Here is a 22,025-nt window from a genome sequence, read left to right on the forward strand (position 1 = left end):
CGGACATCGAACCGGGGAGGGATTCGGCTCTTCCGAACGGGCGAGATCAGCGGCCGGAAAAGGGGTCGCGCGGTAGATGCCGCCGGGTGGCGGTGCTACCTAGCGTCGAATGCGGCCGTCGCTCGGCGGCATTCGAGGCACCACCGTCTGTGAGGGTTTCATGCAATCGATGATGTCGGCCGCACATGCGCGGGCAGCGGTTCCGCTGCTTGCCGTGACCATGCTGGCCGGATGTGGCACGGGCGGACCGGATTCGCCCGCCGCGGGCGGACTGCCCGCGCGATTTCAGGAGCAGCTGATCACCTGGCACGACTGCCGGACGGGTCCGGAGGATGTGACCGGGGAGCGATTGGCAGCCGCGGGCGCGCAGTGCGGAGAATTCCGGGCCCCGGTGAACTATGCCGATCCCGGTGGCGCGACCATCTCGATCGCGGTCGCGCGGCGGCTGGCCACGGATTCGGTGCATCGGCTCGGGACGCTGGTGGTGAACACCGGTGGACCGGGGCCGTCACGCGATGGAGTGACCATGATCGTCGACGGTCCGGAAGGTGGGCATCCCGCGGCGGCGGCGATTGCCGAACGGTTCGATCTGGTGGGGATGGATCCGCGGTTCTTCGGGGCCAGCTCGCCGCTCGACTGCGGCTGGGGCACGGGTGAATACCTCGGCATCGCGCAGGCCGCGCCGGTCGATCGCGAATCCTTCGATCGGACCGTGGCCACCGCCCGGTCGCTGGCCGCGCGGTGTGAGTCGTCGCGTGCGCTGCTGCCGTTCGCGTCCACGCGGGCGATTGCCCGCGATCTCGATCTGCTGCGAGTTCTGTTGCGGGAGTCGCGGATTTCCTACCTCGGCTGGTCCTGGGGGACGTATCTGGGCGCGGTCTATACGCAACTCTTCGGTGATCGGGTCGATCGGGTCGTGCTGGACAGTGCGCTGGATCCGCGAGCGCCGGGACCGGATCTGACGCGCGATACCGCGACCGCCACGGCGGCGGCTTTGGCCGACTGGGCTCGATGGGCCGCGCTGCGCGATGACGAATTCGGTTTGGGGACAACGCGGGACGCGGTATTGGAGGCGGTCGGCGGGATCGCCGATGCCGTCGCCGTACGGCCGGTGACGATCGGCGGGGTGAGCATCACCGCCGATATGGTCCCGGGGCTGTTGCTGACGGTGGACGATTCCGATGCGTACTACGAGGTATTCGGGCGGCAGGTGCGGGCGTTGTATGACGCGGCATTGGGGCACTCATCGGATCCGGCACCGGAGCTCGAGGCCAAGCTGGCGCTCTACGCGGACAAGTCGGTGTCCCCCGAATTCGGTTTCAGCGCAACGGTTGCCAATCAGTGCGCGGAGCGGTCGGCGCGCGGGGTCGAGGACTACTTCACCGATATTCGGGCTTACCGCGCCGATGAGCCGATGTTCGGCGCGCTGGCGCGGCATCTCACCCCGTGCGCGGTGTGGCCGGTCGGTCCGGCAGAACCTGCCACCGAGATCAGCAACGGTCGTCCGGCGCTGCTCATCGGTGCGTCGGGTGATCCCGTAGCGCCCGTGGCTGGACAGCGGGCATTGCGGCGGGCGCTGCCCGAAGCTCGAATGCTTGTGATGGAAGGGGCGTTTCGGCACGGCGTCTATCTGGCCGAGCCCTCCCGGTGCATAGATTCCGCCGTTGAGAGCTACCTGCTCGATGGTGTCCTGCCCGGCGGTGACGGAACCTGTCGCCGAGTCGCGGACTGACATCCGCCGCTAGCGAGCGCCGGGCCGCACCAGCCCGGCCTCGTGGGCGATGATCACCGCCTGCACGCGGTCGCGCACGGCGAGTTTGGTGAGGATATGCCGCACATGGGTTTTCACGGTTCCCTCGCCCACCGCCAATTCGATCGCTATCTCGGCGTTGGAGAGTCCGCGCGCCAGCACCCGCAGTACCTCGGTCTCCCGGTCGGTCAGGGTCGCGACGAGGCGCTGGGCGGCGGGATCGACCGGTGGGGCGAGGCGGGCCAGCAGGCGGCGGGTGGTGGAGGCCGCCAGCACCGCGTCACCGGCGTGCACGGTTCTGATCGCGGTCAGGAAGTCTTCCGCCGGCGCGTCTTTCAGTAGGAATCCGCTGGCTCCGGCGCGTACCGCCGCGACGGCGTAGTCATCGAGGTCATAGGTGGTGAGCATGAGGATCTTCGGGGTGCGGGACGCCGACAGGATCTGCCGGGCCGCTTCGATGCCGTCCAGGTGCGGCATGCGCACGTCCATGACGATCACATCGGGGGTGAGTCGCGCGGCTTCGGCGATGCCCGCCGCGCCGTCGCCTGCCTCACCGACCACCCGCATATCCGATTGCGAGTCCACGACCATGCGGAACCCGGCCCGCACCAGCGCTTGATCCTCGACGAGCAGCACGCTGATCACCGTCTATTCCTCGATTCGCACGGGGATTCGTGCCACCAATAGGTGGCCGTCCGGCTTGCGGCGCAGTTCGATATCGCCGCCGTGCGATGCGACGCGTTCTCGCATTCCCCGCAGGCCGTAACCCGGGCTGTTCGAAACCGAGGAGCCGTTGCCGTTATCGTCGATACCGATCGAAAGCCAGCCTTCGTGCTGGATAATCGAAACTTGCGCTCGTGCACCGGCTCCGGCATGTTTGACCACATTGGTCAGGCCCTCCTGCACAATCCGGTACACGACCAGGCCGATGCCTTCGGCAATTCCCTCGGGCACATCGAGTGCCAATTCCACGGGGAGTCCCGCATCGCGCAGATCGCCGACCAGCCTCGGGATATCGGCGAAGCCGGGACTCGGTGACGTCTCGGGCTGCACATCCGCTCGCAATACGCCTATGGCGCGCCGGGTTTCGACCAGTGCTCGCCGCCCGTGTTCTCCGATCGCCGTCAATGCGTCGATCGCGGCTCGGGGCTCCCGTGCGGCCGCATAGCGCCCGCCATCGGATTGCGCCACGATCACCGATAGCGAATGCGCCAGAATGTCATGGATATCGCGTGCGATCCGAGTGCGCTCGGACAGCACCGCCAATCTCATCCCCTGATCCCGGGTGCGCTCCAGCAACTCCGCCCGCTCGGCCAGCGCCAACAGTTCCCCCCGCCGCGCCCGCTGCCAAGCCCCGCCCAGCCACGCGGCCAGCACCGTACTGGCCAGCCCCGCACCGACAATCACATGCGCCAGCACCGGCATCGGCAACTGCGGCCAACTCCACCCGCCCAGCACCGCGCCGATGAGCCCGCCCGCCAACCCGATCCGACTCGAATACCCGCGCCCATAAGCCGCCAACGTATACACAGCGATCGGCACCGCGATATCGGCGGGCAATGCCCCCGTCGAATCCCGAATCAGCACCCACTGCACAAACGCACCGACTGCCACTCCGACAGCCGCCCCCTCCGGCCACCGCCGCCGAATCGCCAACGGCCCCAACACCACCGCCGACAAAACGAAATAGTCGACATCCGCCCCCACCAGAATCCCGCACAGCACACACCCCGCCAGCAACGTCGCCGCCAGCACCACGTCAACCAGCCCGGACCGCCGCCGCAACCAGGACACCACCCGCTCGTCGACCACCCAACCACCCTAATTCGACCGGAACAGCGACACCTCACCCTCCGGAATGAGTCGCGGCCCCACGCAATCCGCCTACCGGAATACCCGGCCGCGACGATCGGCGATCCACCGACCAGGTCCGCACACGCGTGCGCAGCCTTAGCCTGGATTCATGAGCGGGGACGTCGGGCAGTACCTGCAATCGGTGCGGAAGCGGCGGGGATTTACGCAGCGGGAGCTCGCCGAGGCTTCGGGGGTTTCGCTGTCGTTCATTCGGAAGCTCGAGCAGGGTGAGCGGGATGACGCGCGAATGGAGACATTGCGCAGACTTGCTGTGGCGCTGGGGTGTCCGTTGACGACGCTGTTGGGGCCTGCTCCGGTACCTCCGGAGAGCTGGGATGGTGCGTTGTGGGAACCGACTCGCGCAGCCATCGCGACGACCCAACCGAGTGAAAGTGCCGATTCCAGCGGCGCATTGGAAGGATCGCTCGCGGCTGCCGTGCAGCTGTACCACGACAACCGATACGACCGGCTGGCACAGGTACTACCGATCCTGATCGCTGAAGGGCGGGCGGCCGATCCGGTGATTCGGTCCAGGATCTTGCAATTGACCGGCTCGGTCATGGTGCAGACGCGTCAGTTGCGGCCCGCGCGAATCGCTCTCGAACAGTCGGTCAGCGAGGCCGAGGCGACAGGGAACGCGCTGGATTCCGCATCGGCGATCGTCACCCTGTGCTGGCTGATGATTGTGGAGCGGCAGTTCGACGCGGTGCGAGAACTCGCGACGCGGTGGGCCGATCGGATCGAGCCGCGGCTGTCGGTGGCGACGGAGCGGGAAATCTCGACCTGGGGTTGGCTGCTGCTGCGCGGCTCGGCCGCGGCGATTCGCGACAATCGCCCGGACGAAGCCGACGACATGATGCGGCTCGCACAGGCCGGGGCGGTGGTCATGAAGCGCGATACCGTTGGCTATCAGGACTATTGGACGAGGTTCGGACCCGCCACCGTCGCGATGAAGCGGGTCGAGAACGCCGTCGTCGATGATCGGCCGGATCTCGCCTTGCAACTGGCCCGCGAGGTCCCCGCAGGATTGCGCCCCACATCCGACAACCGCAACCGACACCTCCTCGACGTCGCCTCCGCGCATCTTGACCTGCGACGCCCCGAAACCGCCTTCGAAGTCCTGCGGCAACTCTCGATGGAAGCCGGACCATGGCTGGTCGAACAGCGCCTGGCCCGAGATCTCATGGGCCGCTTGATCACCGAGCGGCGCACGCTCACCACGGAGATGCGCCAGCTCGCCGACCTCATCAACCTCGAATACTGACCCCGCACCACGCGTCGGCTGACAGCCTGTGGCACTTCCGGGTGCTGCACCCCGCAAGTGCCATTGTCACTGGACATGGTCGCGGACAAGCTGATTCCGAACATTCGAGGATTGCTATCGATCCCCGCACCGAAGGAAACTCCGATGCTCGATATCCCTACCGCAGTCGGATTTCTGCGCAGCGATATTTCCGGATCACGTAGGCAATGGGATGAAGCGCGAATCAGAAAGCTCGCGTGCAGGCTTGGGTACGACCTGCGGAAGATCGCCGTGTTCGGGCCGCATACCGATCGACCAATTCATAGATTGCGAGTGCTGGTGTCGCGGCTCGACGTGGATGCGATCATCACTCTGCATCTCGAACATCTCGGAGGCACAGCCCCGGATGAGATCGTTCAGGTCGCCGATGTGATCACGGTCGAACCTCAGGAAACGTACGCACGGTGGGCGATTGCCCCGATGCGCGAGGTGGCAAGGGATCGATGAGAGTGCGCTCGCCGGGCCGGGACCGGATGGCCGGCCCGGCGGCAGCGCACCTTCATCGCTCGCCGGGTCAGTCGCGGGAGACGGCGTTGCCGTAGAGGCCGGTGGGGCGGATGGCGAGGGCTACGCGGTCTTTGGCGTCCGGGGGGACTACCGGGCCGTTGTTGTAGCGCTCGGAGAGGCGGGTGTAGAGGGCGCCGGTGGGGTCGTCGTCGATGTGGTCGACAACGCCTCGGATTTCGAGGTAGCGGTAGGGGTTGTCGGGGTCGAAGATCGAGATGGAGACGCGGGGTTCGTGGGCCAGGTTCTTGAATTTCTGGCGGTAGTTGGTGTGGGTGAACCAGATGAATTCGCCATCCCACACGAACCACATCGGGTTGACCTGGGGTGCGCCGTCCGGGCGGGTGGTGCCCAGGCTCGCGTAGACCGGGCGCTCCAGTAGGTCTTGGGCCTTTTCGGGAATCTCGACCATGGTGTACCTCCGCTCGAAATGGGCAGTTGCTTTGCCATCAAACCGCATTGGGGGTGCGGATGATTCCTCGGGTTGCCGATATCTGATCCAGTGCCCGAATGAGATCGGCCTCGGGTTCGGCGTGCTGACCTGCGGATCGCCAGGCGATGAAATGGTCGGGGCGGACCAGGACCGCGCCGAGTGCGCCGATGCCGGTGGCGGTGCTCCACTCGCCCGGGGGGATTCGATGCACGGTCAGGCCGGACGGATGGGAGTGGGAAACTTCGCGGGCTGCGGTCGCCCAGGACGAGTTTGCGGTCAGGAGGGTGAGGGTCGGGGCGATCAGGTCGAGGGTTGATAGCTTCGCGCCGTTGTGGTCGAGCCAGCGGTGGGGTAGGCGGGAGCCGGGGGTGCCGTCGAGGTTGCGGGAGACGTCTTCGGTGGAGGGCAGGGTTGGGGTGGGGTCGATTACGGCTGTCGAGTTGTAGCGGTAGCCGAGTTGGACGACGGGGGCGTTCTGGACGCCTGCGGCGTGGCGGGCGGCGGCGATTTCCGGGCCGGTGCCCCAGTGCAGGCGGGGGTCGGGGAGGCGGCGGAGGGCTTGGGCGAGGACCAGTTCGGAGACCGGGCGGCGTTCGGTGGCATAGGTGTTCAGTAGGGCGGATCCGGCTCGGCCCGCGTGTACGGCGGCGATCTTCCAGGCGAGGTTGTGGCCGTCGGCGATGCCGGTGTTGAGGCCGAACGCGCCCAGTGGCGGGACGACTCGGGCGGCGTCGCCGATGAGGAAGACTCGGCCGGTCTGGAATCGGTCGGCGATCAGACCGCGTGGCCGCCAAGGCAATACGCTGACGATCCGCACGTCGGGGGCGGGATCACCGATGGCCGCGTGAATCAGGTTCCGGCAGTGGTCATTCGAGAACGCATCGGCCGCGTCATCGCACTCGACGTGCAGAATCCACTCCTTCGCGCCGTCGACGGTGACCAGCATGCCGCGCACACCGGGATTCTCGACATTGCACGTGACGAATTGCCGCCCTTGCAGATACGAGGTCAGGTCGGCGTGGAAGAGCATGCTCATCATCGGATTCCCCAGCGCCCCCGGGCCACTCACCCCGATGCCCAGCGCATCCCGCACACCGCTGCGCACCCCGTCCGCGCCGATCAGATAGTCGGCGACCACCGTCGATCCGTCGGACAGCAGCGCCCGCACTCCCGTCGCGTCCTGCGTGAACGATTCCAATCGCGTCGAATACCGCACCACCGCACCGCGTTCCCGCACCGCGGGCAACAGCACCGAATCGAGCCGATGCTGCGGGCAGATACCGCGCACCCGGCCGGGGCTGACCTCGTCCTGCCCGGATATCCGCCGCATCGGCGCGATCGACGGCAGCGCCGCGAAGTCCGTCTCGGCGAGAGTCCGCACGGCGATCTTGCCGAGCCCGCCCTCGACCATGTCCACGCACGCCGCGTCGACCGCCTCCTGGAGGCCGAACCCGCGCAATATCTCCACGGTGCGCGGTCCGAGTCCGGTGGCGCGCGGATGCGCGGACGGCCCGTCCTGCGCCTCCACCACCAGCGTCTCGACACCTTGATCGGCCAGGAACAGCGCGGTGGCGAGCCCGACCGAACCACCCCCGGCAATGAGCACCGGAATTCGCATATCCGCCATGACAATCCCCTTATGGATACAGTGTTGCCGTAATGGCTACACCGTATCCACAGTGTTAGGATGGGCGCAACGACCATTTCCCGAGAACGAAGGGCAGGCGATGCCGGACAACACCCCGCAACTGGTGTGGAGCAAGGACCGCCGCACCCCGGCCCGCCGCGCGCCCAGCGTGGACCGCATCGTGCACGCGGCACTGACCATCGCCGATACCGAAGGGCTGGAAGCGGTTTCCATGCGCCGCGTCGCCACCGAACTGGCCTCGGGCACGGCTTCGCTCTACCGCTATGTGGCCGGCCGCGACGAACTCCTCGACCTGATGATCGACGCGGCGCAGGGCGAAACCGATGCGCCCGCACTCACCGGCGAGTGGCGTACCGATCTGGCCGCCCTCGCCCATCACCTGCGCGATACCCTGCTCGCGCATCCCTGGCTCGCGGCGGAACTCTCCGGCCGCCCCGCATTGGGGCCGAATGCCCTGCGCCGCTACGACACCGGACTAGCAGCCCTGATTCCCTTCACCGGCGATATCACCCTCGCCACGAATATCGTCGACACCGTGACGGCCTACGTCTTCGGCGCGGTCAACCATGTCCTCGCCGAAATCCGGGCCCAGCAGCGCACCGGCCTGACCGAGGACCAGTGGCGCGCCACCGTCGGCCCCTACCTACGCGACGTCATCGCGACCGGCGACTATCCGAATTTCGCCCGCCGCCTCGCCGACGCCGAAGACATCACCGCCACAGCACGTTTCGACTTCGGCCTGACCTGCCTGCTGGAGGGCATCGGCCGCACTCGATAAGCGGCGGCGATCACCCGGACACTCCCCCATCGCCCGGCTCCGTCGTATCCGAAGTCACCTCGAGTGCTTGACGAATCGTGTCCCGCAGCCAGCGCTGCACCGGATCGGCATCGAGCCGCGCATGCCACAGCAGCCGAACCTCGACCTCCGGCAGTTCCGCCGGAATCGGAAACCAGCGCAGCCCCAAGGCTTTTCCGTACTGCTCGGCCAGACGCTGCGGTACCAGCCCCACGTAGCCGCTCGAGGCGACCAGTAGCGCGGCCACCGCGGAGGTCGGGACGACGGCCGCAACCTGGCGCTGCAACCCCTCCGCTTCGAGGGCGTCATCGAGCGGTCCGCGCGCCCGGCCCCGCCGCGAGGATGAGACATGCGGGTGCTCGCAGAGTTCCGCGAGCGTCGGCACCGAATTCCGGCCGAGCGGACTATCGCCACGAACGATGCCGACCATCCGCTCCCGATAGAGCGCGGCGGTCCTGATATCCGGTGCCGCGTCATCCCCCGCGCCGATATCCAGATCCACCGACCCGTCCCGCAACGCCTCGATGCTCTCATTGCCCTCGGTGACGAAACGCAGCGTCACCCCCGGCGCGACCGCCGCCGTGGCCTCGACAGCGGCCGTCACCAAGGTCACCGCGATACCGTCATTGATCCGAATGGTGAAGGTGCGCTTCAACTTCGCGATATCGAACTCCCGATCGGCGCTGATCAGCGCCGCCGCCTGCTCCAGCAGTGAGCGCACCCGCGGCGCGGTGCGCAGCGCGAACGGAGTCGGGGCCATCCCGCGCCCGGCACGCACCAGAATCGGATCGTTCATGGCACGGCGCAGACGCCCGAGCGCGCGACTGGTCGCCGGAATCGACAGGTGCAAGCGCTCGGCGGCCGAGGTGACGCTGGCGTCCTGGAGCAGCGCGTCGAAGACGCGTAGCAGGTTCAGATCGATCTGCTCGGGCATGATTGCATTCTAAGCAAGTCACCCTTATCAAACTTGCGTGGCACGCATACATCCCTGCTCCATAGCGTGAATCGCATGGCACTGAACGATCTGATTCGCGATCAACCACCCATTCCGCGGTTGTCCCGCCCGGTCTCGCAACGCGGCCTGCTGGCGCTCATGTGCGCCTGCGTCGTCCTCGTGGTCGGGATGGTCGCCGCCATCAACCTCGCGGTCCCGATGCTGGCCGCCAGCGGTATGCACCCGTCGGCGTCGGCACTGGTCTGGATCGTCGACACCTACGTCATCTTCTTCGCCTGCCTGGTGATTCCGGGCGGCGCGGCCGGAGATCGCTTCGGCCGCAAAGGCGTACTGCTCACCGGGCTGGGTCTTTTCGCGGTCGGCGCGCTGCTGTCGGCCATAGCCCCGAATATCGCCCTGCTGCTCGTCGGCCGCGCGATCACCGGTGTCGGCGCGGCCGCCGTGCTGCCCAATACCCTCGCGATCCTGCTGCACGCGGTCCCCGTCGAACGCAAGGGCGCGACCATCGCGACCTGGGCGTCGATGACCGGTATCGGCGGCGTGGTGGGCAATGTCGGTGGCGGAGCGATCCTTTCGGGCGGTTCCTGGCGCTGGCTGTTCACCGCCGCCGTGCCCATCGCGGTACTGCTCGCCGCCCTGACAGCCCGGATCGTGCCGGTGTCCGAGCGTCACGATCGCCGCCTGGACTGGCTGGGCGCGGTCCTGCTGGTCGCCGCCTCGGTGGCGCTGCTGCTCGGCATCGTCCAGGGCCCGGAATCGGGCTGGGGCAGTCCCCTCGTCGTCGCCGGATTCGCCTGCGCCGCCGCGCTGTTCGCGCTCTGGACCTTGGTCGAACTGAAGGTCGAACACCCGCTGCTCGATCCCCGGCTGTTCCGCCTGCCCGCACTGCGCAGCGCCGGCCTGGGCATGACCGCGGTGTTCTTCGGCATGTTCGCGCTGTTCTACGTGAACGCGTCATTCCTGCAGTACGCCAAGGGTTTCGGGGTGCTTCGCACCGGTCTCGGCATCATCCCGCTGACCATTCCGATCATTCTCGGCGCGCGCCACGTGGGCCGATTGACCCAGCGCATCGGCATGAACGCCACCACCGCCCTGGCCTTCGCCTTCGTCGGCGGCGGTTTGCTCGGACTCTCCACCAGCGGCGAGCGCACCGCGTACGTCGAATACGCCGCCTGGCTGATCATCACCGGAATCGGTGTGACACTGGCACTTCCGACGCTGTCCGGAGCCATCGCGGGCTCGCTGCCCCCGGCCCAGGCCGGTGTCGGGGCGGGCTTGCAGGCCACCACGCGCGAATTCGGCAGCGCGCTCGGCGTCGCGGTCATCGGCACCATTCTCACCGGACGCTTCGCCGCCGCCCTACCGTCCGATATCCGCGCCGCCCACGATCCGCACACGGTCGCGCAGGCACTGGCCGCCGTACCCGGCCGCGCACCGGAGATCATCACCGCCTTCGTCTCGGGCGCGGACCTGGGCCTGCGGGTGATCGGAGTGAGCGTGCTGGTCCTCGGAGTGCTGGTCCTGGCGGAATCGCTGCTGTCCCGGCGCGGTCGTTCGGCACGAGCTCAACGCTGATTTCAAATATTCCTTGACAAGAATATTCCTTTTGGAGAATACTTCTTGGCATGGAGCAGATCGCAGCAGCACTCGGAGACACCGCGAGGTGGCGCATTGTCGAACTCCTCGCCGAACGTCCCCGATCTGTCGGCGAACTGGCCCAGCTGACCGGTCTGCGCCAGCCGCAGACCACGAAGCATCTACAAGCACTGGCTCGCGCGGGGCTCGTCACGATGTTCCCGCTCGGCCAGCGCCGGGTGTACGCCATCGAATCCGCTCCACTGCGAGCACTCGAACAGCACCTGCACGGTCTGGTCGAGACCATCGCGAGCCATGAGGGCGAGCGAGATGTGCTGGCGCGCTATCAGGCGGCCATCGAATCGGAGTCCGCGAACGCGACTGGCGACCGCTGGGCCGACGGACGCACCTTCGTCTTCGAACGCACCCTGCCCGTCGCGCCGGACACCGCCTGGCACTACTGGATCGATTCCGATCTCCTCGAATCCTGGTGGGCGCCAACCACGATGACCATCACCGACTGCCGAATCGAACCGCACTCCGGCGGCGCGGCGGTCCTGGAATACCTCGACGCCGACGGGCAGCGCTACCGCTCGCAGGGCCGGGTGCACACCGTACGCGAACCCGAACACCTCGTCTTCGATCTGTCGGTGCTGGACGCGGCGGGAGCCGTCTCGTTCACCGGCCACTACGACCTCACCCTGGCCGCGGCCCCGGAAGGCACCCGGCTACGGCTCGAATTGACCATCACCGACACCGCCGTCGCGGCCGTCCCCTATATCGCCGGAATCGAAGCCGGTTGGGGTCAGGTCCTCGACAACCTCGTCACCACCATCACAACCGACAGCACCGAAAAGGAAGTACAGCCATGACCACTCGTAAAGTCACCGCGAATATCGCCATCACCCTCGACGGCCGCTACAACGGCCCGGGCGGCCCCGGCGATCTGGGCTCGATCGTGCGCTACGCGGCCACCGATGTCTCCCGCGATCAGATGACCCGCATGTGCGAGAACGCGACAACCGCGGTCCTGGGCCGCGGCAATGCCCAGGGCTTCCTCGGGTACTGGCCGGTCGTCGCCACCGACGACAATGCCGACCCGCGTGATCGCGGCTATGCGAAGTGGCTGGTCGACACCGAAAAGGTGGTCTTCTCAACGACTTTGACCGACGCGCCGTGGGAACGTGCCCGCGTGGTGAACGCGCCCACCGCCGAAGCCATCGCCGAACTTCAGGCCTCCGGTACCGGCGACATCCTGATCAACACCAGCCCGAGCGTGCTCAAGCCATTGCTCGCGGCGGATCTGGTGGACCGGCTGTACCTGATCATCTGCCCCGAGATCGCCGGTGGCGGCGACCGCCTGTTCGAGGACGGCCTGCCCGGCTCACAGTGGACCCTGACCTTCCAGCAGGCCGGCGAACAGGGCGAGGTCGCCGCGGTCTACGACCGAGTGCGCGGATAGCGTTGGCGCACGGGCTACTGCACCCGCTCCCAGCCGCGCGGCTGCGCCTTGGTGCCCAGTCCGGTATTGCGACTGCGGTAGACGATATAGGGGCGGGTCAGGTAGCCGACCGGTGCGGAGAACACGTGCACCAGGCGACTGAAGGGCCAGAACGCGAACAGCGCGCAGGCCGAGAGCGCGTGCAGGCGGAAGCCCAGCGGGGCCGAGACCATCAACTCGGGCTTGGGCTGGAAGTAGAAGATGGACCGGAACCACGGCGAGATGTCCTCGCGGTAGTTGTGTGGATTGCCGGTCAGGTTGCCGTACAGGGTCGCTCCGAGGCCGAGCAGCAGGGTCAGCCCGAGCAGCACGTACATGATCTTGTCGTTGCGGGTGGTCGCCGAGAACACCGGACCGACCGTGCGACGGCGATAGATCAGGATGAGCAGACCGACCACCGTCGCCACGCCCGCCACCGCGCCGAGGCTGAAAGACGCGGCGTGATACATGCTTTCGGTGATGCCGACCTTATCGGTCCACGATTCCGGAATCACCAGGCCGATCACATGCCCGAGGAAGACGAACACGATGCCGTAGTGGAACAGCGGACTGCCCAGGCGCAGCAGGCGATTCTCGTACAGCTGCGAGGACCGGGTGGTCCAGCCGAACTTGTCGTACCGATACCGCCAGATCAGCCCGCCGATGCAAATGGCAAGCGCCGCATACGGTATGGCGACCCACAGCAGTACATCGCTGGCGCTCAGCGTCATCGACGGCCTCCGATCATCTGCGGCATATAGGTGGGCGGGGCGAACGGTTCGAGTCCGACATCCTCACCGGGCGGCCCCTCGGCAATCAGCTTGGCGATGGCGGTGCTCTCCTCACCGCGCAACGGCGGCAGCGTCGCCGAGAGCGAGTCCAGCACCCCGGTCCACGGAGATCCGGCCTCGCGCAGCGCCTTTCGCATGACCTCGATACCCGCGCGATGCTCACGCAGCAGCTGCCCGCCGGGTTCGGGGTGCGCGGCCGCGAACTCCAGCACCACCGCGAGATGATCGGACAGCTCGCCATCGTCCAGCACCATCCCGGACGCCCGATACAGCTGTTTGAAGCGCAGCAGCGCCATCCCGCGCTTGCGGGTGTCGCCGTACAGGAACCAGGTCAGATACGGGCTGAACCGCTTGCGATGATCGAAGGTGTCGACGTACTCGGTCGCCAGCGCCAGCGGTGCGCCGCGTTCGAGATGATCGAGCAGCGATCGCAGCGGCGCACCCACCGGTTCGGGCAGCGCAGCGGCCGTACGGCACAGCAGCGACAGCGAATCCAGCAGTCCCTCATCGGGATACGCCAGCAGCAGCGACTGCACCTGCCAGGCTCCCGATCGCATCGAATCGGTCAGCTTCATTTGCGATGCCTCCCGCCGTTGGACTCCGGCATGAGCCCGTCCGGTGCGCCGCGGCCGTCCCAGTTGAGCAGGTTGACCCGGCCCGAACCCGCCATGCTCGACGGGGTGTCCGCGGTCTGGCGGTCCTGCAACATGCGGAAGTTCTCCACCGCGACCGGTGTCGGCTGCCCGGAACTCTCACCGAACGGCCCCCATCCGTTCATGCCCGGACCGCCGTCGTAGTCCAGGCTGCATTCGGTGGCCAGTTCCTCCAGCCCGTGTGCCTGTTCGGCGTGCGCGGTCGGAATCACATAGCGCTCTTCGTATTTGGCGATGGCGAGCAGCCGGTACATGTCATAGAGCGATTCCTCGCTCATCCCGACCCGCTCGGCGATCTCCGGACGCGAGGGGCGGCCCAGATTGATGTCGCGCATATAGCTGCGCATGGCCGCCAGTCGGCGCAGCACCGCGTCCACGGGTGCGGGATCGCCCGCGGTGAACAATTCCGCCAGATATTCGATTGGAATGCGCAGCGCCTCGATGGCGGCGAACAGATTGCCGTGGTCCTCGGCATCGTGCCCGGTATCGCGCAGCGCGTCGACCACCGGCGATAGCGGCGGGATGTACCAAACCATCGGCACCGTGCGGTATTCCGGATGCAGCGGCAATGCCACCCGATACTTGCGAATGAGCGCGTACACCGGCGAATTCTGCGCCGCCTGCACCCAATCCCGGGGCATGCCCGCGCGTTCGCAGGCAGCGATCACCTTGGGGTCGAAGGGATCCAGGAACGCGTCCCGCTGGGCGGCGTAGAGATCCTTCTCATCCGGGGTGGCCGCGATATCGGCGACGGTATCGGCGTCATAGAGCATGACGCCGATGTATCGCAGCCTGCCGACACAGGTTTCGGCGCACACCGTCGGCAGCCCGACCTCCACGCGCGGAAAACAGAACGTACATTTCTCGGCTTTACCGGTGCGGTGATTGAAGAACACCTTCTTGTACGGACATCCCGAGACACACATGCGCCAACCGCGGCACTTGTCCTGATCGACCAGGACGATGCCGTCCTCTTCACGCTTGTAGATCGCGCCGGACGGGCAGGACGCCGCACAGGCCGGATTCAGGCAGTGCTCGCAGATGCGCGGCAGATAGAACATGAAGGTGCGGTCGAATTCGAACTTCACCTTATCGCCGACCTGCTCGAGCAGCGGATCACCGCCGGTGAGTTCCGGTGCGCCACCGAGGTTGTCGTCCCAGTTGGCCGACCAGGTGATCTTGGTGTCCTCACCGGTGATCAGCGACTTCGGCCGGGCCACCGGTGTGTGCTGCTGTACCGGCGCGGTGGTGAGCGTCTCGTAGTCGTAGGTCCACGGCTCGTAGTAGTCCGAGAGCTCGGGCAGGATCGGATTGTCGAAAATGGTGAACAGCTTGTGCATTCGCCCGCCGCCGCGCAATCGCAACCGGCCCTTGCGGTTCAGCTCCCAGCCGCCGCGCCACCGGTCCTGATCCTCATAGGTGCGCGGATAGCCCTGTCCCGGACGGGTTTCCACATTGTTGAACCAGACGTACTCCACGCCCGCGCGATTGGTCCAGGTCTGCTTGCAGGTCACCGAACAGGTGTGGCAGCCGATGCATTTATCGAGGTTCATCACCATCGCCATTTGCGCCATGGGCTTCATCGGTACTGGACCTCCTGGCTCCGACGGCGGATAACCGTCACCTCATCACGCTGATTGCCGGTCGGGCCGAGATAGTTGAAGGCGAAGGACAATTGGGCATAGCCGCCGATCAGATGCGTCGGCTTGATGAGCAGCCGGGTCAGCGAATTGTGAATACCGCCGCGCTTACCCGAGGATTCCGCGAGCGGGACATCGATGAGCCGATCCTGCGCGTGATGCATGTACACCGTGCCCTCGGGCATGCGATACGACACCACCGCGCGGGCCACCACCACACCGTTGCGGTTGACCGCCTCGATCCAATCATTGTCCGAGATACCGAGTTTCGCGGCGTCGAGGTTCGACATCCAGATGGTCGGTCCACCGCGCGACAGGCTCAGCATGAGCAGGTTGTCCTGATATTCGGAGTGGATGGACCACTTCGAATGCGGGGTCAGATATCGCAGGGTGAGCCCCTGCGCGTCCTGCTCACCGAGCCGCGGCTCCGCGAACAGCGCGGTCATATTGAGCGGCGGCCGGTAGACCGGCAATTGCTCGCCGACCTCCTGCATCCAATCGTGGTCCAGATAGAAGTGCTGGCGGCCGGTCAGCGTGTGCCACGGCTTGTTTCGCTCCACATTCACCGTGAACGGCGAATAGCGACGGCCGCCGGATTCGGATCCGGACCACTCCGGTGAGGTGATCACCGGGACCGGCGCGACCTGGGTGTCGGCGAAGGTGATGCGCTTACCCTCATGCTCGGCGGCGAGATCCGCCAGCGCGGTACCGGTGCGCTTCTCCAGCGTGCGGAAACCCTGGGTTGCCAAGTGGCCGTTGGTGGTTCCCGAGAGCGCGAGGATCGCCTCGCAGGCGTTCACATCCCGCAGCAGCGACGGCCGCCCGTCTCCCGGCCCGCCGTGTACGAGACCGTTGGCCTGCCCGAGATACTCGATCTCGCGCTCCACCTCGTAGGTGATGCCCTTGGTGGTCGCGCCGAGCTTGTCCAGCAGCGGCCCGAGCGAACTCATCTTGGCGAAAACCGCGGAATAATCCCGCTCCACCACCGTCAGGCGGGGCATGGTCACACCCGGAATCGGTTCGCATTCACCGGTTTTCCAATCCCGCACGATGCCGTGCGGATTGGCCATCTCATCGGGGGTGTCGTGCAGCAGCGGGGTGGCGACCAGATCCTTGCGCACCCCGAGATGCTTGCGCGCCAGCTTGCTGAACTCCTCACCGATGGTCATGAACGCGTCCCAGTCGGTGCGGGTCTGCCACGGCGGCGCGATGGCCGGGCTGAACGAGTGCACGAACGGATGCATATCGGTGGAGGACAGATCGTGCTTCTCGTACCAGGTGGCGGCGGGCAGCACCACATCGGAGAAGATGGTGGTGCTGGTCATCCGGAAGTCCAGCGTGACAAGCAGATCCAGCTTGCCCACCGGAGCTTCGTCATGCCAGACGACGTCCTTGGGCCGGGCCTCGGGCGGCGCTTCCTCCGCGCGCAGCGAATTGTCCGCGCCCAGTAGATGTTTGAGGAAGTACTCATTGCCCTTGGCCGAGGAACCCAGCAGATTCGAACGCCAGATGGTGAGCAGGCGCGGGAAGTTGCGCGGCTCGTCCGGATCCTCGCAGGCGAACCGCAGTTCCCCCGATTTGAGCTGTCCCACAATATGATCCGCCGGTGCCACCCCGGCGGCCTCGGCCTCGTCGACCAGATCCAGCGGATTGCGGTCGAAGGTCGGGAAGGACGGCATCCAGCCCATGCGCGCGGTCTGGGCGATCAGATCGGCGGTCGAGCGGCCGGTGAATCGGCCCGCGCCATTGGTCGTGGTGAGCGCGTCCGCGCTGAACGGGTCATAGCGGTACTGATCGGTGTGCAGATACCAGTACGCGGTCTGAATCATCTGCCGCGGCGGTCGCGTCCAGTCCAGCGCGTTGGCCACCTGCGCCCACCCGGTCACCGGCCGGCACTTCTCCTGGCCGACGTAATGCGCCCAGCCGCCGCCGTTCACGCCCTGACATCCGGTCAAGGTGGTCAGGGCCAGGAATGTGCGATAGATGGTGTCCGAGTGGAACCAGTGATTGGTGCCCGCGCCGAGCAGAATCATGGACCGCCCGCGCGATTCCTCGGCATTGGCGGCGAATTCGCGCCCGATCCGGGCCGCCACGGTCGCGGGAACGCCGGTGATGGTCTCCTGCCAGGCGGGCGTGCCCGGCTGGGTGGCGTCCTCGTATCCGGTGGGCCACTCCCCCGGCAATCCCGGGCGGTACACCCCGTATTGCGCGAGCATGAGGTCCAGCACCGTGGTCACCAGGTGCCCGCCGATGGTTCGCGCGGGCACGCCGCGCACGATCTCGGCGGCCGAACCGTCACCGGTGTCGAAGCGCGGCAGCGATACCCGCACCGCGCCCTGACCGTCCATGGTCAGCAGCGGTTCGACCTCGTCGAGTTGCAGATTCCATTTGCCCGCGCCCGCCTCGCCGTAGCGGAAGCCGAGGGAACCGTTGGGCACCAACGGCTTTCCCGCACCATCGAGCAATACCGTCTTGAACGCGGCATTGTCTTCGTCCGCGTATTCGGGCAGATCGGCGGCGGTGAGGAATTTGCCCGGCCGGAATCCGTCCTCGGTCTTGTCCAATCGCACCAGGAACGGCAGATCGGTATAGCGGCGCACGTACTGCTGGAAATACGGCACCTGACGGTCCACGAAGAACTCGCGCAGGATCACATGCCCCATGGCGAAACCGAGCGCGCCATCGGTGCCCGGATGCGGAGCCACCCACTCATCGGCGAACTTCACATTGTCGGCGTAATCCGGCGCGATCGAGATGACCTTCTGACCGCGATAGCGCGCCTCGGCCATCCAGTGCGCGTCCGGGGTGCGGGTCACCGGGACATTGGAACCCCACATGATGAGATAGCCCGCGTCCCACCAGTCCCCGGATTCGGGGACATCGGTCTGATCGCCGAAAACCTGCGGCGAGGCCACCGGCAGATCGGCGTAGAAATCGTAGAAGGACAGCATCGCGCCGCCGATGAGCGACATGAAGCGCGCGCCCGCGGCGAACGAGGCCATGGACATGGCCGGAATCGGCGAGAACCCGGCGATGCGGTCCGGACCGTAGGCCTTGATGGTGTGCACGTGCGCGGCGGCGATGAGTTCGACCGCCTCGTCCCAGGTGGTCCGCACCAGGCCACCGCGTCCGCGCACACTCTTGTAGCGCCGCGACAGCTCCGGATCCGAGATGATCGATTCCCAGGCCAGCACCGGATCTCCGGTGCGGCGCTTGGCTTCTCGATACAGCTCCAGCAGAACGCCGCGAATGTAGGGGTAGCGCACCCGCGTCGGCGAGTAGGTGTACCAGGAGAAGGCCGCGCCGCGCGGGCACCCGCGCGGTTCGTACTCGGGGCGGTCCGGACCGGTGGAGGGGTAATCGGTCGCCTGGGTCTCCCAGGTGATGATGCCGTCCTTGACGAACACCTTCCACGAACACGATCCGGTGCAGTTCACCCCGTGCGTCGAGCGCACCACCTTGTCATGGGACCAGCGGTCGCGATAGAAGTCGTCCGCCTCCCGTCCGCCGCGCAGATATTCGCTGCGCAAATCCGGGGACATCTCGGTGCGGGTGAAAAAGCGCCGGGAGCGGATGAGCGCCTCGGTCAATTCGCCGTCGAGGGTGTTTCCGCTGCTACGCGCCATCTATCCCGCCTCTCACCAGGACCGGCGGCGGGCTCCGTCGCGCGGTCGGATCCACGAGTTCACGAATAGCGGAAACCGTACCGGCAAACTTCAGGCAATTGGGGAATTTCGGCGGTGTCGGGACGTCAGGCGGTAACGCCGACCTCGCCCTGCTCAACCCGTGCGGCCGTCCAGATCTCGGTGGCCCCGAGCAGCGCGGTGCACAGACCGACCGCGATGGACAGCGAGACGACCGATTCGAACGGTCCGACCGCGACGACCATGCCCACGCCGGCGGTGACGAGTCCGATGATCTCCTGCCAGCCCGACCCCACGAACTCGTCGGACCAGGCCGCGGTGATCGCCAGCACCACCCCGCGAACCATCCAGCCCATGCCGATCCACAAGGCCAGCAACAGGACCCACTGACCGCTGTTGATGCACCACAGCGCCAGCAACAGCCCGGTCACACCGCCGAGGAATTGCAGCGCCTTCAACGGGGTGGCGATATTTGCACCGAATGCCGCGATCAACTGAAAGGCGGCCGTGGCCAGCAATACCAGCCCGCAGAGTATGCCCTCGACCGTCACCGACTTGTTCGGCCAGACCGCCAGCGTGATTCCGACGCCGACCGAACACATGCCGGTGACCAGCAGTGCCTGCCAAGCCCAGTCGGCAAACACCGCGGTACGCCCCTCGATCCGATTGGTGGGCATAGCCGAATTGTATGACCGATTAGTCCAAGTCGCTGGAGGACAGGCGGATTCGGCATGTCCGCACTCGGTGCGGCGCGGGCATCAGCGCAGCTTACGGAAGAAATCGCGCAGATCGGCGGTGAGCAGGTCGGGCGTTTCCATCGCGGCGAAGTGACCACCGCGATCGAACTCGGACCAGTGCACGACGGTGTGCTGCGACTCGGCCACGCCGCGCACGGTCTTGTTGCCGGGGAAGACCGCCACACCGGTCGGGACGCCGGAGTTCGGGACCTCGGCTCCCCACTGACCGGATTCCTTGTACAGCAGCATCGAGGAGCCGATGGTGTTGGTGAACCAGAGGGCCGCGATATTGGTCAGCAGCACATCGCGGTCGATCGCCGCATCGGGTGCAGATTTCGCGGGATCGCAGTAGGTGTTCACCACGTCCAGGATCCAGGCCAGCAGACCCGCGGGCGAATCGGCGATCGCCGGGGCCAGCGTCTGCGGGCGAGTGGAGTGCATGCCCGCGTACCCGGAGGTTTCCTGACTGCTCCAATCCTGCATGGCGGCCAGCTTCTCCTGATCGGCCGCACTGTAGGCGGAGCCGTCATCGCCCCACGCGGGGATGGTGATCGGATCGTTGAGATGGATGCCCGCCACGTGCTCGGTATCGATGCGTCCCAGGTGCGGTGCGACGAACGAACCCGCGTCACCGCCCTGCGCGCCGTAGCGGGTATAGCCCAGTGCGGCCATGAGTTTCGCGATCAACTCGGCACTGCGCTCGGTGGCGGCCTGACCGGGCTGCCGGGTGGGACCGGAGAACGCGAAGCCGGGCAGCGTCGGAATGACCAGGTGGAAGGCGTCTTCCGCACTGCCGCCGTGCGCGAGCGGATCGGTGAGCGGGCCGATCACCTCGGTGAAATCCTCGAACGGCCAGCCGTGCACCAGCACCAGCGGCAGCGCGTTCTCGAACCGCGAGCGAATGTGCAGGAAGTGCACATGTTGCCCGTCGATCTCGGTGATGAACTGCGGGAAGCGATTCCGGGCCGCCTCGTGGGTACGCCAGTCGTATTCGGTGCGCCAGTATTCGGCGAGCTCACGAACGTAGGCGGTGGGAATGCCGTAGGTCCAGCCGACTCCGGGCAGCTCATCCGGCCAGCGGGTGGCGGTCAGGCGGGCATTGAGATCGTCGATGTCGGCGGCCGGAATATCGATGCGGAAGGGCTCGAAAGTGGTCATGACTCAACGATAGAAATCGGTTAGGTCAGGTTCGGTCCTAAGCGCGTGCGAATCTGTAGGCATGCTCGAAACCTCGGCACGGCTGCTGCGCCTGCTGTCCCTGCTGCAAACCCACCGTGACTGGTCGGGCACGGAGCTCGCCGAACGGCTCGGCGTCAGCTCGCGCACCGTGCGCCGCGATGTCGATCGGCTGCGCGAGCTGGGGTATCCGGTCGATGCCATGCAGGGCACGGCCGGTTATCGGCTCGCCGCGGGCAGTCAGCTGCCACCGCTGCTGCTCGACGATGAGGAGGCCCTGGCCGTCGCGGTGGGACTGCGCACCACCACCGGCGGCACGGTCACCGGTATCGAGGAGGCGTCGCTGCGGGCGCTGAGCAAGCTCGAACAGGTGCTGCCGTCCCGGTTACGGCATCGTTTGCAGGGACTGCAACGTTCGGTGGTGCGGGTGGAACCCGGTGCGCCGCGGGTGGATCCGGAGACGCTCATCGCGCTGTCCGACGCCTGCCATCGCCATGAACGGCTGCGCTTCGATTACACCAATCACGCGGGCGGACAATCGATCAAGGAGGTCGAGCCGCACGCGGTGGTGAACTTCAACCGGCACTGGTATCTGGTGGCGTGGGATATCGCCAGCCGGAACTGGCGCACCTATCGGGTCGATCGGCTGCACCCGCGCATACCGACCGGGCCCCGCTTCGCACCCCGGGATCCGCCGGACGGTGATGTGGTCACCTTCCTGTCGCACCGATTGTCTTCGGGCAGTTGGCCGCATCGCGCCACCGTCACCCTGCATCGCTCGGCCGCGGAGCTCACGGATCGAATCTGGAGTGGCATGGGCGTTTTGGAGGCGGTGGACGAGTCGAGCTGTCTGCTGCACATCGGCGCGGATACGCCGTGGGCGCTGTCCTGGATGATCACCTCGATCGATACCGATTTCACCGTCACCGAGCCGCCGGAATTGGTCGAGCAGATCGAGATCTTGGCCCGGCGCTGCGCGAATGCGGTGGCCTCCGAGCCGAACCCGCATGCGTCACAGTGACGTTCGCGAAATAGGTACCGGCGCGTCGGGGTGCGAAGTCGCTTCCGCACTGCCGCCGGTTCGCG

At 66.5% G+C, this 22,025-nt stretch carries 19 protein-coding genes; 8 read left to right on the plus strand and 11 right to left on the minus strand.

The annotated features are described in order from the left end of the window. Positions 1 to 169: 169 nt before the first annotated feature. Positions 170 to 1,732, plus strand: coding sequence for an alpha/beta fold hydrolase (locus ACFVUS_RS04910; RefSeq protein ID WP_387761828.1), 1,563 nt, complete (start codon positions 170 to 172; stop codon positions 1,730 to 1,732). Positions 1,733 to 1,741: 9 nt separating this feature from the next. Here the strand turns inward: ACFVUS_RS04910 and ACFVUS_RS04915 are convergent, their stop codons facing one another. Further along, entirely contained in the window at positions 1,742 to 2,395 is a 654-nt protein-coding gene (locus ACFVUS_RS04915; RefSeq protein WP_387761829.1) for a response regulator, read from the minus strand. A gap of 3 nt (positions 2,396 to 2,398) precedes the next feature. Beyond that, complete coding sequence (locus tag ACFVUS_RS04920; RefSeq protein ID WP_387761830.1) at positions 2,399 to 3,562, minus strand: sensor histidine kinase; 1,164 nt, start codon at positions 3,560 to 3,562, stop codon at positions 2,399 to 2,401. A gap of 151 nt (positions 3,563 to 3,713) precedes the next feature. Here ACFVUS_RS04920 and ACFVUS_RS04925 point away from each other — a divergent pair, with 151 nt between their 5' ends. Together ACFVUS_RS04925 and ACFVUS_RS04930 are read left to right on the plus strand one after the other, a co-directional pair. After that, complete coding sequence (locus ACFVUS_RS04925) at positions 3,714 to 4,868, plus strand: helix-turn-helix domain-containing protein (RefSeq protein ID WP_387761831.1); 1,155 nt, start codon at positions 3,714 to 3,716, stop codon at positions 4,866 to 4,868. 75 nt (positions 4,869 to 4,943) lie between these two features. Then, the gene (locus tag ACFVUS_RS04930; protein ID WP_387761832.1) at positions 4,944 to 5,354 is read left to right on the plus strand and encodes a hypothetical protein; all 411 of its coding nucleotides are present in this window, start codon (positions 4,944 to 4,946) and stop codon (positions 5,352 to 5,354) included. Positions 5,355 to 5,421: 67 nt separating this feature from the next. Here ACFVUS_RS04930 and ACFVUS_RS04935 read toward each other — a convergent pair whose 3' ends face one another. After that, positions 5,422 to 5,823 (minus strand): PPOX class F420-dependent oxidoreductase, encoded by a 402-nt coding sequence (locus ACFVUS_RS04935; RefSeq protein ID WP_387761833.1) that lies wholly within the window; start codon positions 5,821 to 5,823, stop codon positions 5,422 to 5,424. A gap of 37 nt (positions 5,824 to 5,860) precedes the next feature. Continuing rightward, the gene (locus tag ACFVUS_RS04940; protein ID WP_387761835.1) at positions 5,861 to 7,471 is read right to left on the minus strand and encodes an FAD-dependent monooxygenase; all 1,611 of its coding nucleotides are present in this window, start codon (positions 7,469 to 7,471) and stop codon (positions 5,861 to 5,863) included. 100 nt (positions 7,472 to 7,571) lie between these two features. On the opposite strand from ACFVUS_RS04940, the gene ACFVUS_RS04945 reads away from it, so the two are divergent. Next, positions 7,572 to 8,270 carry a TetR/AcrR family transcriptional regulator gene (locus ACFVUS_RS04945; protein ID WP_387761836.1) on the plus strand — a complete coding sequence of 233 codons (699 nt, stop codon included), beginning with the start codon at positions 7,572 to 7,574 and terminating at the stop codon, positions 8,268 to 8,270. A 10-nt stretch (positions 8,271 to 8,280) separates the two neighbouring features. Here ACFVUS_RS04945 and ACFVUS_RS04950 read toward each other — a convergent pair whose 3' ends face one another. Beyond that, positions 8,281 to 9,222 (minus strand): LysR family transcriptional regulator, encoded by a 942-nt coding sequence (locus ACFVUS_RS04950; RefSeq protein ID WP_387761837.1) that lies wholly within the window; start codon positions 9,220 to 9,222, stop codon positions 8,281 to 8,283. A 75-nt stretch (positions 9,223 to 9,297) separates the two neighbouring features. Between ACFVUS_RS04950 and ACFVUS_RS04955 the strand changes: the two genes are divergently transcribed. The 3 genes from ACFVUS_RS04955 to ACFVUS_RS04965 are packed head-to-tail and all read left to right on the plus strand — an operon-like array spanning position 9,298 to position 12,280. Beyond that, a complete protein-coding gene (locus ACFVUS_RS04955) occupies positions 9,298 to 10,818 on the plus strand; it encodes an MFS transporter (protein WP_387761839.1) in 1,521 nt (506 codons plus the stop codon). Positions 10,819 to 10,868: 50 nt separating this feature from the next. Beyond that, positions 10,869 to 11,690, plus strand: coding sequence for a metalloregulator ArsR/SmtB family transcription factor (locus ACFVUS_RS04960; RefSeq protein ID WP_387761840.1), 822 nt, complete (start codon positions 10,869 to 10,871; stop codon positions 11,688 to 11,690). Continuing rightward, the gene (locus tag ACFVUS_RS04965; RefSeq protein ID WP_387761842.1) at positions 11,687 to 12,280 is read left to right on the plus strand and encodes a dihydrofolate reductase family protein; all 594 of its coding nucleotides are present in this window, start codon (positions 11,687 to 11,689) and stop codon (positions 12,278 to 12,280) included. Before ACFVUS_RS04960 ends, ACFVUS_RS04965 begins: the two co-directional genes overlap by 4 nt. Positions 12,281 to 12,294: 14 nt before the next feature. Here ACFVUS_RS04965 and narI read toward each other — a convergent pair whose 3' ends face one another. From narI to ACFVUS_RS04995, 6 genes are all read right to left on the minus strand, one after another. Next, the gene (gene narI, locus ACFVUS_RS04970; protein ID WP_387765404.1) at positions 12,295 to 13,023 is read right to left on the minus strand and encodes a respiratory nitrate reductase subunit gamma; all 729 of its coding nucleotides are present in this window, start codon (positions 13,021 to 13,023) and stop codon (positions 12,295 to 12,297) included. A gap of 2 nt (positions 13,024 to 13,025) precedes the next feature. Beyond that, positions 13,026 to 13,664, minus strand: a complete 639-nt coding sequence (narJ, locus tag ACFVUS_RS04975; protein ID WP_387761843.1) for a nitrate reductase molybdenum cofactor assembly chaperone — start codon at positions 13,662 to 13,664, stop codon at positions 13,026 to 13,028. After that, positions 13,661 to 15,325 carry a nitrate reductase subunit beta gene (gene narH, locus ACFVUS_RS04980; RefSeq protein WP_387761844.1) on the minus strand — a complete coding sequence of 555 codons (1,665 nt, stop codon included), beginning with the start codon at positions 15,323 to 15,325 and terminating at the stop codon, positions 13,661 to 13,663. The genes narJ and narH overlap by 4 nt, the downstream gene beginning before the upstream one ends. Then, positions 15,322 to 19,008, minus strand: coding sequence for a nitrate reductase subunit alpha (locus tag ACFVUS_RS04985; RefSeq protein WP_387761845.1), 3,687 nt, complete (start codon positions 19,006 to 19,008; stop codon positions 15,322 to 15,324). Before ACFVUS_RS04985 ends, narH begins: the two co-directional genes overlap by 4 nt. Before the next feature lie 125 nt (positions 19,009 to 19,133). After that, positions 19,134 to 19,703 (minus strand): DUF308 domain-containing protein, encoded by a 570-nt coding sequence (locus ACFVUS_RS04990; protein ID WP_387761846.1) that lies wholly within the window; start codon positions 19,701 to 19,703, stop codon positions 19,134 to 19,136. Positions 19,704 to 19,784: 81 nt separating this feature from the next. Beyond that, the gene (locus tag ACFVUS_RS04995) at positions 19,785 to 20,921 is read right to left on the minus strand and encodes an epoxide hydrolase family protein (protein ID WP_387761847.1); all 1,137 of its coding nucleotides are present in this window, start codon (positions 20,919 to 20,921) and stop codon (positions 19,785 to 19,787) included. 61 nt (positions 20,922 to 20,982) lie between these two features. On the opposite strand from ACFVUS_RS04995, the gene ACFVUS_RS05000 reads away from it, so the two are divergent. After that, on the plus strand, positions 20,983 to 21,960 hold the full coding sequence (locus ACFVUS_RS05000; RefSeq protein WP_387761848.1) for a helix-turn-helix transcriptional regulator: 978 nt from the start codon (positions 20,983 to 20,985) through the stop codon (positions 21,958 to 21,960). Positions 21,961 to 22,025: the final 65 nt, after the last annotated feature.

This window comes from Nocardia sp. NPDC058058 (assembly GCF_042885355.1).
Classification (GTDB): Bacteria; Actinomycetota; Actinomycetes; order Mycobacteriales; family Mycobacteriaceae; genus Nocardia.